Raw genomic sequence first — 14,785 nt, 5'->3', positions numbered from 1 at the left:
AGGGTAATTATTATGAATGCTAAAGTGGACAGAAAAGACGAAAATAGTTCAAGCAACAAAAACATGGAAAAAGAGCAAGGCAACGGCATGCAGCGCCGAACGGTGTTAAAAGCGTTAGCGGGGCTACCGGTGGCCGGATTTTTAGGATTTGAAATACTGAAAAAGAAAAATTACGACGGATATAAAAGAGAAGCTGTTCTGAAAGAATTAGGGCTTGATTCCATTGAGTTTCCGCAAGCCGATTACGGGAAAAAAAGCTCGTCCGGTGATTTGATTAAGGTCGGTTTTATCGGGTTCGGAACCAGAGCAAGACAGTTGTCCCAGGCCTTGGGATTCATGCACCCCGATGATGTAAAGAGCAGGCAACAGAACAATACATTGGCCGGCTGGCTGCAACAGGAATACCTGAATGTTGCCATTACCGGAATTTGCGATGTGTTCGATTTGCATGCAGAAAAAGGACTGGCAACGGCTAAAAACGAAATTCGTCCCGGAGGGCCTGACGCACCAAAGTTGCCGGTGAAACGTTATCATTCCTACCAGGAGATGCTTGCAGATAAAGATATTGATGCAGTAATTATTGCGACTCCCGACCATCATCACGCTCATATTGCAACTGAAGCCGCCCGTGCGGGAAAACATGTATATTGCGAAAAAAGCCCGTCGTTGCATGAAGATGAACTGAATGAACTTTATACGACGGTAAAAAATAGCAACGTGGTTTATCAGTTGGGGCACCAGATTACACAGAGTGTTGTTTTTCAGCAGGCCAAAGAAATTATTAAACGGAACATTTTAGGGAAAATTACGCTGATAGAAACTACGTCGAACCGAAATTCGGCTAACGGAGCGTGGATTAGGCACCTCGATGCCCACGGCAATCCGAAACCGGGAGACGAAAAATCCATTGATTGGAAACAATGGCTTGGAAACGCGCCGTATGCGCCTTTTAGTGTAGACCGGTTTTACAGTTGGACCAAATGGTTCGATTACGACCACGGCATGATTGGGCAGTTGTTTACCCATGAGTTTGATGCCGTAAACCAGTTGCTGCATATCGGAATTCCAAAGTCGGTGTCTTCTTCCGGAGGAATTTATTATTGGAAAGATAACCGCGAAATGCCCGATTCGTTGCATTGTGTGTTTGAATATCCGAATCATGATTTAACATTGTTGTATAGCGGTAACCTGGCATCAAGTCGCAGCCGCGGACGAGTTTTTATGGGACACGATGCTTCAATGGAATTGGGAAGCAATGCTGTTATTACAGCAGACCGCGGCTCGACCCGTTATGCGCGTGGAATTCAGTCTGGTGCAATTGATCCAAGCTCCCCGATGATCTCTTTTAATCCCGGGGCAGGGCAGATCGATGCTGTTTCGTCTGCATCGGAAAAATACTATGCTTCAAGGGGATTAACCACCACCACTATTAACGGAAGAGCGGTGGATGTAACGCACCTTCATGTGCGCGAATGGTTGAACTGTATCAGAAACGGTGGTACTCCCAGCGCCAATATCGAAATGGCATTTCAGGAAGGCATCGCCTGCATTATGGCTCACAAGAGTTATGTTGAAAAAAGGGCGGTTGAGTGGGATGACAAGCTGAAGAAAATTGTATAGGAGACAATAGTTTCTTAAAGTAGTAGCGTCATCTTTTCAGACCTGAAACAATACGAAGAACTGTTTTTCGGATAGGTAAACAGATATCGTGTAGCCTAGCTATCAAATATATAACTATTAAGAAAGTATCGCCTTGATCAGTAATGATTTTGTGCTTTGAGTTATTGGATGTGCGGCGATACTGTTTCTACTATTTTTTAGAGTATTGAATACTAAAACCACGTCTTCCCGGCGTGGTTGTTTGTTTTAGGGAGTTTCTTTTTTCCTTTCAGATTTTCCTTGATTTTTTCCCCAACAAAAAAGTAGAATCCCAAGTTTTCTTTAGTAAAAACGAAAAAGAAAACAGAGGTAACAATTAATGGCACAATCACTTTGGCGTGCGTGCTACTTTATTATCTTTACGGGCAGAAGTTCTTGTTCTGACTAAAACTAATCAAAATGCGTTGGCTAAAAACCTTAAAATTCTACCTGAAATCTCTAGGTCCTGGTTTTATTATTGCATCGGTTGTATTAGGTCCCGGAAGCATTGCTGTTTCAAGTCGTGTTGGCTCCGAACACGGTTACGCTTTTTTGTGGGTGATTTTGTTCGCAGCAATTTCGATGGTGATTTATTCATCAATGGGTGCGCGGTTCGGGGTTTCAAATAGCGATTCTATCCTTCGTTCCATTGCAACAAATTATGGAAAATGGTTTGCCGCTGTAATCGGTATTTCCGCTTTTTTGGCTGCTTCCAGTTTTCAGTTTGGAAACAACTTGGGGGTGGGCATCGCAATGGAGGGAATTACCGGAATAGATGAACGGGTGTGGCCTTTCGTTTTTACGCCGCTTGCAATACTCCTTCTTTTTTGGGCGAAAAACCTTTATAAGTTGCTGGAGAAGCTCATGATGTTTTTGGTGATGATCATGATTGTGGCCTTTTTTATAAACCTGTTGCTCACCAAACCCGATGTAGGCCAAATTGCCGAAGGATTTGTTCCGCGTTCGTTTTCGTTTAAATCGTTAGATATAATTGCAGCCCTGGTCGGTACCACTTTTGTGCTGCACGCGGCGTTATATCAGTCGTACCTCGCCCAAAGCAAAGGATGGAAAGAGTCTGACCTGAAAAAAGGATTGAACGATTCTTACACCGGAATAACCCTTCTTGCGCTAATTTCATTGCTGATAATAATTACTTCGGCATCTGCACTGCACCCCTACGGAATAACTGTAAATTCGGCAGCCGACATGGCATTGCAGCTCGAATCGTTGTTCGGAAGTTACGCCAAAGTTATTTTCAGTATCGGGCTGTGTGCTGCTGCATTTTCGTCACTAATGGTAAATGCGGTAATGGGAGGTGGTTTGCTTGCCGACGGGCTGGGACTGGGAAGTACAATGAGTGAGAAAATGCCCAAAATATTTACTACGGTTACTTTGCTTCTGGGAATGTTCATTGCTGTCTTTTTTCGGGGGAATATCGTCTATGCGCTTATTCTGGCGCAGGCATCTTCTATTTTGGCTGTACCGTTTATTGCCTTTGGAATGTTTCTTATTTTGAACAATAAAAAGGTAATGGGAAAACATAAAAATAACCTGTTGCAAAATGTGCTGGCTGTTTTCGGCTTTGTGTTGATTAGTATCATGGTCTATTTTATGTACAGCAAAATTATCGGCTATGTTCAATCGCTTTAAAAAGCAGGTTTTTTCTGAAAGCGAATTATTGTAGCTCATTTTCGATGAAAATAAAGCTCAAAAAACAGGAAAAATGAGCTTGAAATTGAATTTGCAGTCAATACATATTTCTAAGCAGAAAAAGAACGAGTTGATGATTGGTTCTTTTTTTAGTTGAAATGTGCATATTAGTTGGCGTTCACCCTGCAAATTGCAGAATGTTTTTAAACATTCGTTTCCTCAAGAAAAATGGGTTTAATTGCATGTTGTCGTTTTATGGGCAGAATTACGCTGAATAGAGTTAGTACACACAAAAAGTTTTAGTTTAATCGAAGCTGAATATGGAATCAATACGTCAATTGTATCGAGTAGGAAATGGTCCTTCGAGCAGCCACACCATGGGGCCGGGCATTGCAGCATCTCGTTTTTTAGATAAAAATAAAAATGCCCACCGTTTCAGGGTATTTCTATACGGTAGCCTGGCAGCCACAGGAAAAGGCCACTTAACCGATTACGTAATTGATGAAGTTTTCCGAAGGCATTTACTCGAAATTATATGGCAGCCTGAAGTATTTCTTCCTTTTCATCCCAACGCCATGAAATTTGAGGCTTTTGATTCGTCCGGTAATTTGTTGTGCGACGAAACTGTTTACAGTGTTGGTGGGGGGGCAATTGTTGTAGAAGGTGAAAAAAGCGAACCGGTTCAGATCTATTCCCTGAATAAAATGGATGACATATTAAAATGGTGCCGTGATAACAGGAAGGAAATGTGGCAATTGGTAGAAGAGAGTGAAGGTTCGGATATCTGGAATTTTTTGGCAGAAATATGGGAAGTGATGGACGCCTCCATAAAACGTGGGCTGGCGCGCGACGGAAACCTTCCCGGGCAGCTGAACTTAAAACGAAAAGCGCAGCAGGTTAAGGCGAAAACTGCAAATTTCAGAGGACCATTTAAAAAGCGTTCACAGCTGTTTGCCTATGCTTTGGCCGTGTCCGAAGAAAATGCCTCGGGTGGCGAAATTGTTACCGCGCCAACATGCGGCGCCAGCGGAGTGGTTCCGGCAGTTTTAAAATATTACCGAAAGGTTTACAAGTTTAAGGTTACTGATATTTATAAGGCGCTGGCAACAGCCGGCCTCGTCGGAAATCTGATAAAACAAAATGCTTCTATTTCGGGGGCAGAAGTAGGATGCCAGGGAGAAGTGGGAACTGCCTGTGCAATGGCTTCTGCGGCTGCAGCGCAAATTATGGGCGGCTCGGTTGAACAGATTGAGTATGCTGCTGAAATGGGAATGGAACATCATCTGGGGTTAACCTGCGATCCGATTGCCGGGTTGGTTCAAATCCCCTGCATCGAAAGAAATGCATTTGCTGCCGAAAGAGCTTTGTCGCATAACACGTACGCTTTAATGAGCGACGGTGTGCACAGCGTCAGTTTCGATGAAGTGGTGGAAACCATGTACAGAACAGGAAAAGATCTTTCTTCTCATTATAAAGAAACCAGTTTAGGCGGCCTCGCCCGGGTGAAAAAAATCCTATAGAACAGGCAATTTTACATGTTGTTCGGTTTTTTTTGAAAGGATTTTCTATCTCAAATGAATAATTCATTTTAATGTAATTTTTTGGTAAAGATTAATTTTTATTTTTGGGTTTAATGATTCAAAAATGAAGAGAATAAATTGGTCTGGTCGGTTTTTAATGTTTCCGTTGCTTTTTCTGTTTTTACTGTCAGCCTGTGTGCAACAGAAAGTTATGGTCACGGCAGTAGTGAAAGATGAATCTGGTGAACCGGTTGACGGGTTGAAAGGTCGGTTTCAGGAAAAAAGCAAGTTTTCAGAATCGTTATTTCTGAAACACGCCTCGAGAAAAGAAAACGGATTGTTTGAGCTGAAAGTGAAACCCAACGAACCGTATGTTTTGGAATTGCGCGGAGATGAAGGAGCGGGACGAATTCTTCTGCAGCCGGACAGATATTCCGACACGGTTCAGATCGCTTATCCCATAAAAGAAAAAATCGTATTTCTGCACACGAATGACCAGCATTTTGATTTGAATTATCTGCAAGAATTGTTTCATAAAGTTGAGGAAATACGGGCGGAAAATAACGACGTGTATTTGTTCAGTGCCGGAGATATGGTTGTCAGGCATCCGCATCGGTGGTTCGATAATGGCGAATTGCAAGACTCGTTGTGGTACGCGGCCCGGGCAAAACTTATGATTGAAAAGATGAACGAGCTGGAGTACGACCTTATGACTTTGGGAAACCACGAACTGGATTATATTGGCGATTACACGCGGCAGGCACTGGAACTTGCCGACTTTCCGCTTTTGGCAGCCAACCTCAAAGTCTCCACAGAAAATCTGCCTGCAACAGTGCCGTATTCTGTGTTGGAAACTTCTACTGCTCGCAAGGTTGCGGTGTTGGGCTTATCAAAAAGCAATACAAAAAAAGATGGCGTTGCTGAGCGGAATTTAGATAAAACCATCACCCGGTACCACCGCCTTAAAAACAAGTCCGACGTTTTTCTCATTCTTTCTCACCGCGGACTGAAGGAGGACAAAATTCTTGCTGAAAAGTATCCGGTATTTGATGCTATTATTGGGGGCCACTCACACGATTTGCTGGAAGAGCCTCTGGTAATAAACAGTGTTTTGGTTGCTCAGGCAGGTGGAAATCCACATATTGTTTCAGACGACAGACCCGTATATTTGGGAAAAGTGGTTTTTATTCTGGAAAACGGAAAGGTCACCGGGAAGAGCGGACTGGTAATTAGAATCAACGAGTGATTTGATGTGTTAAAAATACGTGGTTTGTTGATTTTTAAGATGAAATGTATCTTAGGCCTAATGGTTTTTGAGCAATGACGAAACAGAAAAACCGGTAGACCCGCTTCAAAATATCTCGTTCCATCGTTTCTTTAAAAAAGTGACAAAAACCGGATTTAAAACAACTACGCCGCTCAACACTCTACACGGATACCACAGGATACATTACTTTAAAACTTATATTTAATTGCGTATTATGGGGATTTTGTAAACAGAAAAAATCAATATATTACTGAGTTTGTAACTGGAGATGAAATCAGGTTGAAAAGATCGTCTGATTGGCGATTTAATCTTCCAGAAGACTGTTAAAGTGATGAAAAAAAGGGAACTGAATAAATAATGAATTATATGAACCCAACAACTTTAAATCGGAAAACCAAAAAAATGTCGAATCAAATGAAATTTGCAGTGCTCGTATTTTCTATATTATTTCTGAATTTTTCTTCCGTTAATGGGCAAACAGTAATGCCTTTGTACGAAAGTGAAATTCCCGGAGAAAAGGTGCATGTGAATGGCGAGCGCAACGAGAACGGGATATATTTTGCAGTTTCGAAACCTGACCTTACAGTTTATCTTCCTCAAAATAGTGACACTAAAAAGACAGCCGTGGTAATTTGTCCGGGAGGTGGTTACAGCGCAGTTTGTGCCAGTTACGAAGGACATAAAATTGCCCGCGAAATGAACCAAAAAGGTGTGGCCGCTTTTGTGCTTAAATACCGTTTGCCCGATGATAATACAAGCAGCAATAAAACAATTGCCCCTTTGCAGGATGCACAACAAGCCATAAAAATTGTTCGTGATAATGCCGATAAATGGGGCATTGATCCAACGCGGATTGGAATTATGGGATTTTCGGCCGGAGGTCATCTGGCATCTACTGCCGGCACGCACTTTTCAAAAAACTATATCGAGAATAAGGAGGGGACAAGTTTACGTCCCGATTTCATGATACTTGTTTATCCGGTGATTTCCATGCAGGCCGACTTAACCCACAAAGGTTCGCGTGATAATCTTCTCGGAACAGACCCGGATAATGAATTGGTTGAGCTTTTTTCCAATGAAAAACAGGTTACGGAAAAAACTCCGCCAGCATTTATAACACACGCCGAAGATGACGATGTTGTTCTCGTGGAAAACAGTATTCGCTTTTTTGAAGCATTGAAAGCCCAAAATGTTTCAGCAGACATGCACCTGTTTTCAAAAGGAAAACATGGTTATCCGCTGGAACCGGCTGCCTCCAATTGGTTATCTTACGTTTTTATGTGGATGAACGAACAGCGATTAACCGACTAGTTTAGCGCCGTTCTGCAAAATTGATATTTGTAATTTTACGAAATGAATAACAAAATCTTACTACTCCTGGCTTTATTAGGTATTTCTGTTGGTGCTTATGCGCAAGTTCCTCCTGTTGTGGAAGCGACTAACCGTTCTATTCGGTCCACTTCACTAACACAGAAATTTTTGAGCCCAACACGAATTGTCTGGAAATCGGATAATATAGGAAGCCGGGTATTAAATGCTGAACGTATTCTGAATTCCGGAATTGGGCAGGCGGATCTCAACCGGGGAGAGTACCTTACTTTGGTTAACGAAAAAGAAGGACAGGCAGGCATTTTACTTGACTTTGGCTGCGAAATACAGGGCGGGATTGAAATTGTAACTACCAGAAACAATCAAAAACCGGCCGGCCGTGTTCGCATTCGTTTTGGTGAATCGGTAAGCGAAGCAATGAGCGACGCTGGTGTTGATGGCGCTACCAACGATCATGCAATGCGCGATTTTGTGGTGGAGCTTCCCTGGTTGGGGAGGTTGTCTGTTGGCGAGTCGGGCTTCCGGTTTGTGCGGATCGACCTGGTTGACGCGGATGCAAAGCTTGAAATAAAAGAAATTAGTGCCGCATTCAGGTACCGCGATATTCCATACCTGGGTTCGTTTACGTGCAACGACGAGCGGTTGAATAAAATATGGATGACCGGCGCGTACACTGTTCACCTGAATATGCAGGACTATTTATGGGATGGCGTGAAACGCGACCGACTGGTTTGGGTTGGCGATCTTCACCCGGAGGTAATGACTGTGAATTCGGTTTTTGGAGATAACGAAGTGGTTCCGAAAAGTCTAGATCTTGCACGGGATCTTACGCCACTGCCAAACTGGATGAACGGCATCAGTTCCTATTCCATGTGGTGGGTCATTCTTCATCGCGACTGGTACTATTATCAGGGAAATATCGACTATTTGAAGGAGCAAAAGGAATACTTAACTGCTTTGCTGAAGCATCTTTCAACAAAAATTGATGATAACGGAAAAGAGATACTTGATGGCAACCGTTTTCTCGATTGGCCTTCCAGCGAAAATCAGGAGGCTGTTCATGCAGGATTGCAATCGATGATGGTGATGACTTTTGAAGCCGGTGCCGATTTATGCAGAGTGCTTGGCGACGAAAAAACCGTAAGTCTTTGTGATGCGTCTGTAGCTAGGCTGAAGAAACATGTTCCTTCCATGGCCGATTCCAAACAAGCTGCTGCCTTGCTGGCCATGTCCGGTTTGGTAAAACCTGAACAGGCAAACAGTCAGGTTCTTGCGAAAGATGGAGCGCACAAAATGTCTACTTTTTACGGCTATTACATGCTAATTGCGCGGGCAATGGCCGGCGATTATCAGGGAGCGATTGACAATATCCGCAATTATTGGGGCACCATGCTCGACTTGGGAGCAACAACTTTTTGGGAAGATTTTGATATCGACTGGGCAAAAAATGCCGGCAGAATAGATGAGCTTGTTCCGGCAGGAAAAGTGGATATTCATAAAACTTACGGCGGTTATTGCTATGAGCAGTTTCGTCATAGTTTCTGCCACGGCTGGGCTTCCGGACCAACAAGCTGGCTTTCGCAATATGTGCTGGGAGTAAATATTTTGGAGCCCGGAGGCAGAAAAGTTTTACTGGATCCCGACCTTGGCGATTTGGAATGGGTAAAAGGAACATTTCCAACGCCTCGTGGTGTCATCGAAATCGAACATCGAAAAAACTCAAAAGGAAAAGTGGAAACAACGTTTCGTGCTCCGGCCGGGGTTGAAGTTGTTGTTGCTAAAAAATAGATAATATGTAAAACCGGGCCTGTGTGCTAAAAACTATATTTTATGAAATATCTGAACCGAACCAAAACAAACTTTTGGAGTGTCTCTCTGGCAATTCTTTTAGGATTTCTGGGATGTACTCCGTCCGACTCTGATTTCCCGTGTAACTTACGTGTGGAATACCTCACAGAACCTTTGGGCGTTGATGTTCCGCAGCCTCGCTTTTCCTGGCAACTTCAAACCGGCCGGCGCGATGTTTCGCAGGCAGCGTTTCAGGTTATTGTAGGAGAAAACCTTTCCGAAATAGAAAAAGGAACAGGCAGGATTTGGGATACCGGCAAAGTAATTTCTTCTGAAATGCTGAACCTGGAATACAAAGGCATTCCACTGCAAAGCAACACGAAATATTTTTGGCGGGTGCGCGTGTGGATGGATGAAAACACCTCAGTTTGGAGTGAACCGTCATCTTTCCATACCGGCATTCTGGATAAGAACGAATGGCAGGCGCAGTGGATAACTACCCAAAACGAAATTACAGACGCCAGTCCGTTATTCAGGAAAGATTTTGTGGTTAGCAAGAATGTTGCCGAAGCTTACGCTTATATTACGGCGTGTGGTTTTTACGAGTTTTTCCTTAATGGCGAAAAAGTGGGCGACCACGTTTTAGACCCGGGAGTAACCGATTACCGGAAAACCATTCTCTATTCTACTTACGATGTTACTTCGCTGTTGAAGGAAGGAACCAACGCTGCCGGCGCCATGTTGGGGAACGGAGCCTGGAATCTGCACAAAACAGAAGGCCGCTGGAGCTGGGGCGGTGGCGGAACTGCTTTTGGCAATCCGCTTTTGTGGGTGCAGTTAATGATTACCTATTCCGATGGCAGTACAGAATTGGTTGTGTCTGACGGTACGTGGAAAACTGCTGTCGGACCGGTTACGTTCAACAACCTTTACGGTGGCGAAGATTACAACGCACAAAAAGAGCTGCCCGGTTGGGCTTCTGCAAATTTTGATGACTCACACTGGCTTGCTGTAGCAGAAGCAGAAGGGCTCGGAGGTACGTTGAAATCGCAACTCACCCCGCCCATAAAAGTTACCCAAACTCTGGCGCCGGTAAAACAGATTAATCCTGAACCGGGCGTTTTTCTTTTCGATTTGGGGCAGAATATTGCCGGCTGGTGGCGGGTTGAAATAAAGGGAACTCCCGGGCAGGTAATTCGTATCAGGGGTGCAGAAACTCTGAATGATTCGCTTTTTGCCAAACCGCTGGAAGACGGAGATAAACTGAGTACAAAGTTTAAATACCATGCGCAAACCTGGACTGATTATACATTGAAAAGTAACGAACCTGAAAGTTACGAGCCGCGCTTTTTTTATACCGGTTTTCGTTATGTCGAAGTGGTTGTAAGTAACAAGCAGAACCCTGAATATTTGAAAATTGAAGGCCGGGTGGCACGCTCTGCCAATGAGCGAAACGGCACATTTGAGTCGTCGGATTCGCTGCTGAACAGAATTTACAGGGCAGGGGTGTGGTCGCAAATGGGCAATATGCAGAGCTATCCTACCGATTGTCCGCACCGGGAAAAAGGAGCATACAATGGCGATGGGCAGGTAATTGCAGAAACATCCATGCACGATTTTCACATGGCTCCATTTTACACCAAATGGTTGAACGATATGCGCGACTCACAGGAGGAGAATGGCCGCATTCCCAATACTTCGCCGGTTTTGGTAGGTGGCATGGGTGGTGGCGTCGCCTGGGGAAGTGCCTACGTTCTTATTCCCTGGTGGATGTACCATTATTACGGCGATGCCCGCATTTTGCAGGAGCATTATCCTACCATGAAAAGGTACCTGAATTATCTTCGGGAGTTGGGCTCAAAAGATGAAGACCCGTCTGAACCGTACATCATTGATAACTTTGACGGATACTGGTATTCGTTAGGAGAGTGGTGTGCGCCCGGTTCGAAAAACGATTGTCCGAACCATCCGGTGGTAAATACTTTTTACTACTATTACAACAGTCTGCTATTTTCAAAAATTGCAAATGAGCTGGGGCATTTGGATGATGCAAAGTATTTCAAGACTCTTTCAGACACCATTAAACAGCATTTTAACAGCAAATTTTTCAATACTGAAACTGCTTTATACGGAACCGACGAAGCTTTTCAGACCTACCAGTTGCTTGCGTTGGTGGGAAACCTGGTTCCGGAGGGTTATCAGAATAAGGTTTTTCAAACTGTTGTTGATGATATCAAGTCTCGGAATGATCATCTGAATACCGGAATTATCGGAACCAAATACCTCTGGCCTGTTTTAGTTGAAGGCGGGGAGAACGAGTTGGCATATAAAATTGCAACACAAACCACATATCCCAGCTTTGGATATTGGATTGAAAACGGTTCAACTACGCTTCTGGAACAATGGTCGGGTGTAAATTCCCATAACCACCAGATGTTTGGTTCCATAACCGAATATTTTTATAAATTTCTTGCCGGAATTCAATCACCAATGGAAGGAAATACAACTAACGGGTACAAACAGATTCATATTGAACCTGTTATTCCTGAAGGACTCAATCATGTGAATGCATCGTTGGAGACCGTTGCCGGAACAGTTGTTTCGAACTGGAAGAAGCAACCCGAAAGTTTTTTCCATGAAGTGAAAATTCCCGGAAACAGTTCATCAACCGTTGTCTTTTCAACCCCGGGCGATAATTCGGTTACTTTGTGGGAAGGCGAAACAAAAATCTGGGACGACAACCGGTTTATCGAAGGTGTTGCCGGCGTACATGATGTGAAAATGGAACAGGGAAAACTATTTGTTCGGACCGGCTCCGGAACATACCATTTCAGGATGGGGAAAAAATAAATCAGGAATTCAATATAAAACAAAATACAAATGAATAAACCGGTTGCTTTAATCGCGATTGCCTTTTTAGTGTTGTTAACCCTGGTCGGTTACTCACAAACAGAAATTGTTAAACTCAGGTGCGAGTATCTCGAAAATCCATTGGGAATTGATGAAATAAACCCACGTTTTACCTGGCAGATAAAATCCCAAAAGCCGGGCTTTTTCCAAAGTGCGTTTCAGCTTGTTGTAGGAACTTCTGAAAAAGCCGTTGCCTCCGGAAACGGCGATGTGTGGAATTCAGAAACTGTAAATTCTGCTGTAATTCCTGCTGTTTACGATGGCTCCCGACTGGAACCATTTACCCGCTACTTTTGGAGCGTTCGGGTAAAGGATGAGGCCGGAAACTGGTCTGACTGGTCGCCTGTTGCCTGGTTCGAAACCGGAATGATAAATCAAACCAACTGGATGGGAAAATGGATTACTGATACTTATGACTATGATGTGAAGCCTGCCCCGTATTTCCGCAAAGAGTTTAATGCCGGTAAAAAAATTGAGTCGGCTCGTGCTTACGTTGCTGTTGCGGGATTTTACGAACTTTCCATTAACGGAAAGCGCGTTGGGGATCATCAATTGGATCCTACTTACACCCGTTTCGACAGGCGTAATTTGTATGTGACTTACGATGTAACAGAAGCGCTGAACCAAGGAACAAATGCCGTTGGCGTGTTGTTAGGCAACGGCTGGTACAACCACCAGTCAACTGCGGTTTGGTACTTCGATAAGGCTCCCTGGCGCGCGCGCCCTAAGTTTTGTCTGGACTTGCGAATTGTTTATGCTGATGGTTCACAAGAGGTAGTTTCAACCGATCAGAACTGGAAAACCACACTCAGCCCGGTTATTTTTAATAGCATTTACACCGCCGAACATTACGATGCCCGTTTGGAACAACCGGGATGGAACGAGCCCGGGTTTAATGCCGAAGGATGGAAAAATGCAACCAACACCGGGGCGCCGTCGCAGAATATTACTGCGCAGGCGTTGCATCCGGTTCGTCATGTAACTGAAATTTCTGCCGTGGAAATGATAAAACAGGGCGAAAAAACCTGGCTGTTTAACTTTGGAAGAAATATGGCTGGTGTAACCCGGATAAAAGTTTCGGGAGAAGAAGGAACTGTTGTTCGGTTGAAACATGTGGAGAAATTAGATTCAGCAGGCCGGGCTGACATGTCAAATATTGATGTGCATTACGTTCCCACAGATGATTCTGACCCGTTTCAAACCGATATACTTATTTTGAGCGGAAAAGGAGAAGATGAGTTTATACCCCGGTTTAATTACAAAGGGTTTCAGTATGTGGAAGTCACGTCCGATAAGCCGCTGGAACTTACAAAGGAGAGTCTGACTGCCTATTTTATGCACAGCGATGTGCCGCCGGTTGGTAGTGTCCATTCTTCGAACAACACGTTAAACAAAGCCTGGGAAGCGGCCAACGCGTCGTATCTTTCCAATCTTTTTGGTTATCCTACTGATTGTCCGCAACGCGAGAAAAACGGTTGGACGGGCGATGCACACATTGCCATTGAAACCGGACTGTACAACTTCGATGGTATTACCGTGTACGAAAAATGGCTGGACGACCATCGGGACGAGCAGCAACCCAACGGTGTGCTGCCTGCCATTATTCCCACCGACGGATGGGGTTACCACTGGGCCAATGGTCCGGACTGGACAAGTACCATTGCCATCATTCCGTGGAATGTTTACCTCTTTTACGGCGATGCAAGAATTCTGGAACAGAATTATGACAATATAAAACGGTATGTCGATTACATCGATGCTACTTATCCGTCGGGAATTACAGACTGGGGACTTGGCGACTGGGTTCCGGTAAAATCAAAAGCGCCGAAAGAATTTACTTCTACTGCTTATTATTATGCCGATGCGGTTATTTTATCGAAGGCAGCCAAAGTACTGGGCAAGCAAGCTGACTTTCAAAAATACCAAGCTCTGTCCAACAAAATTAAGAACGCGGTAAACGAAAAGTATTTTACCAGCGAAACAGGAATTTACGGCAGCGGATTGCAAACCGAGTTGAGCGCAGCACTTCACTGGGGGCTGGTGCCCGACGGCGCAAAAGAAAAAGTGGCGGCTAATCTTGCTAAAAGGGTGGAAGCCGACAGCAAACATATTGACGTGGGATTGCTGGGAACCAAAACCATTTTAAATGCGCTGAGCGAAAACGGGTATCCCGGTCTTGCCTGGGAAGTGGCTTCTCAGGAAACATTTCCGTCGTGGGGATGGTGGATTGTAAACGGGGCTACTACGTTTTACGAAAATTGGCCGCTGGATGCAAACCGCGACATTTCGTTGAACCACATTATGTTTGGCGAAATTAGTGCGTGGTACTACAAAGCGTTGGGCGGAATTTTCCCCGACGAAAACAATCCGGGATTCAAAAACATTGTTTTGAAACCGCATTTTGTGCCGGGGCTGGAGCACTTCGAGGCTAGTCACGAAGGCCCTTACGGGAACATTGTTTCTTCGTGGAAAAGAAAAGGGAAAACCGTGAAGTATTCGGTTTCGGTTCCTGATAATAGTTCTGCTGTGGTCTATTTAAATGGGGAAAAGATAAAAGAAAACGGCAGGCCAATTGACGAAAATTCGGGAATATTTTTGCAACAGGCCGAAAACGAAATGTTTGTCCTTCATTTAAACCCGGGTGAGTATTTTTTTGATATCAGGGAATAATCCGCCCACAAAA

General features: G+C 44.2%; 8 protein-coding genes. All 8 read left to right on the top strand.

The window, feature by feature from the left end:
• The first annotated feature begins 12 nt into the window (after positions 1-12).
• The 8 genes from BUB08_RS01410 (at position 13) to BUB08_RS01375 (ending at position 14,772) form a co-directional block, all read left to right on the top strand.
• A complete protein-coding gene (locus BUB08_RS01410) occupies positions 13-1,620 on the top strand; it encodes a Gfo/Idh/MocA family protein (protein ID WP_072998235.1) in 1,608 nt (535 codons plus the stop codon).
• A gap of 438 nt (positions 1,621-2,058) precedes the next feature.
• Positions 2,059-3,288, top strand: a complete 1,230-nt coding sequence (locus BUB08_RS01405) for an Nramp family divalent metal transporter (protein WP_072998233.1) — start codon at positions 2,059-2,061, stop codon at positions 3,286-3,288.
• A 320-nt stretch (positions 3,289-3,608) separates the two neighbouring features.
• Positions 3,609-4,808 carry an L-serine ammonia-lyase gene (locus BUB08_RS01400; RefSeq protein WP_072998231.1) on the top strand — a complete coding sequence of 400 codons (1,200 nt, stop codon included), beginning with the start codon at positions 3,609-3,611 and terminating at the stop codon, positions 4,806-4,808.
• Positions 4,809-4,932: 124 nt separating this feature from the next.
• A complete protein-coding gene (locus BUB08_RS01395; RefSeq protein ID WP_072998228.1) occupies positions 4,933-6,054 on the top strand; it encodes a metallophosphoesterase in 1,122 nt (373 codons plus the stop codon).
• Positions 6,055-6,489: 435 nt separating this feature from the next.
• A complete protein-coding gene (locus BUB08_RS01390) occupies positions 6,490-7,386 on the top strand; it encodes an alpha/beta hydrolase (protein ID WP_245820157.1) in 897 nt (298 codons plus the stop codon).
• A gap of 42 nt (positions 7,387-7,428) precedes the next feature.
• Positions 7,429-9,192, top strand: coding sequence for an alpha-L-rhamnosidase-related protein (locus BUB08_RS01385; protein ID WP_072998226.1), 1,764 nt, complete (start codon positions 7,429-7,431; stop codon positions 9,190-9,192).
• Positions 9,193-9,234: 42 nt separating this feature from the next.
• Positions 9,235-12,042 (top strand): family 78 glycoside hydrolase catalytic domain, encoded by a 2,808-nt coding sequence (locus BUB08_RS01380; protein ID WP_083570510.1) that lies wholly within the window; start codon positions 9,235-9,237, stop codon positions 12,040-12,042.
• Between the two features lie 30 nt (positions 12,043-12,072).
• Positions 12,073-14,772, top strand: a complete 2,700-nt coding sequence (locus BUB08_RS01375) for an alpha-L-rhamnosidase (RefSeq protein WP_072998225.1) — start codon at positions 12,073-12,075, stop codon at positions 14,770-14,772.
• The last annotated feature ends 13 nt before the right edge of the window (positions 14,773-14,785 follow it).

It is taken from the genome of Mariniphaga anaerophila (assembly GCF_900129025.1).
In the GTDB taxonomy this organism is placed as follows: Bacteria; Bacteroidota; Bacteroidia; order Bacteroidales; family Prolixibacteraceae; genus Mariniphaga; species Mariniphaga anaerophila.
This window is presented reverse-complemented; position numbering and strand designations above follow the sequence as displayed.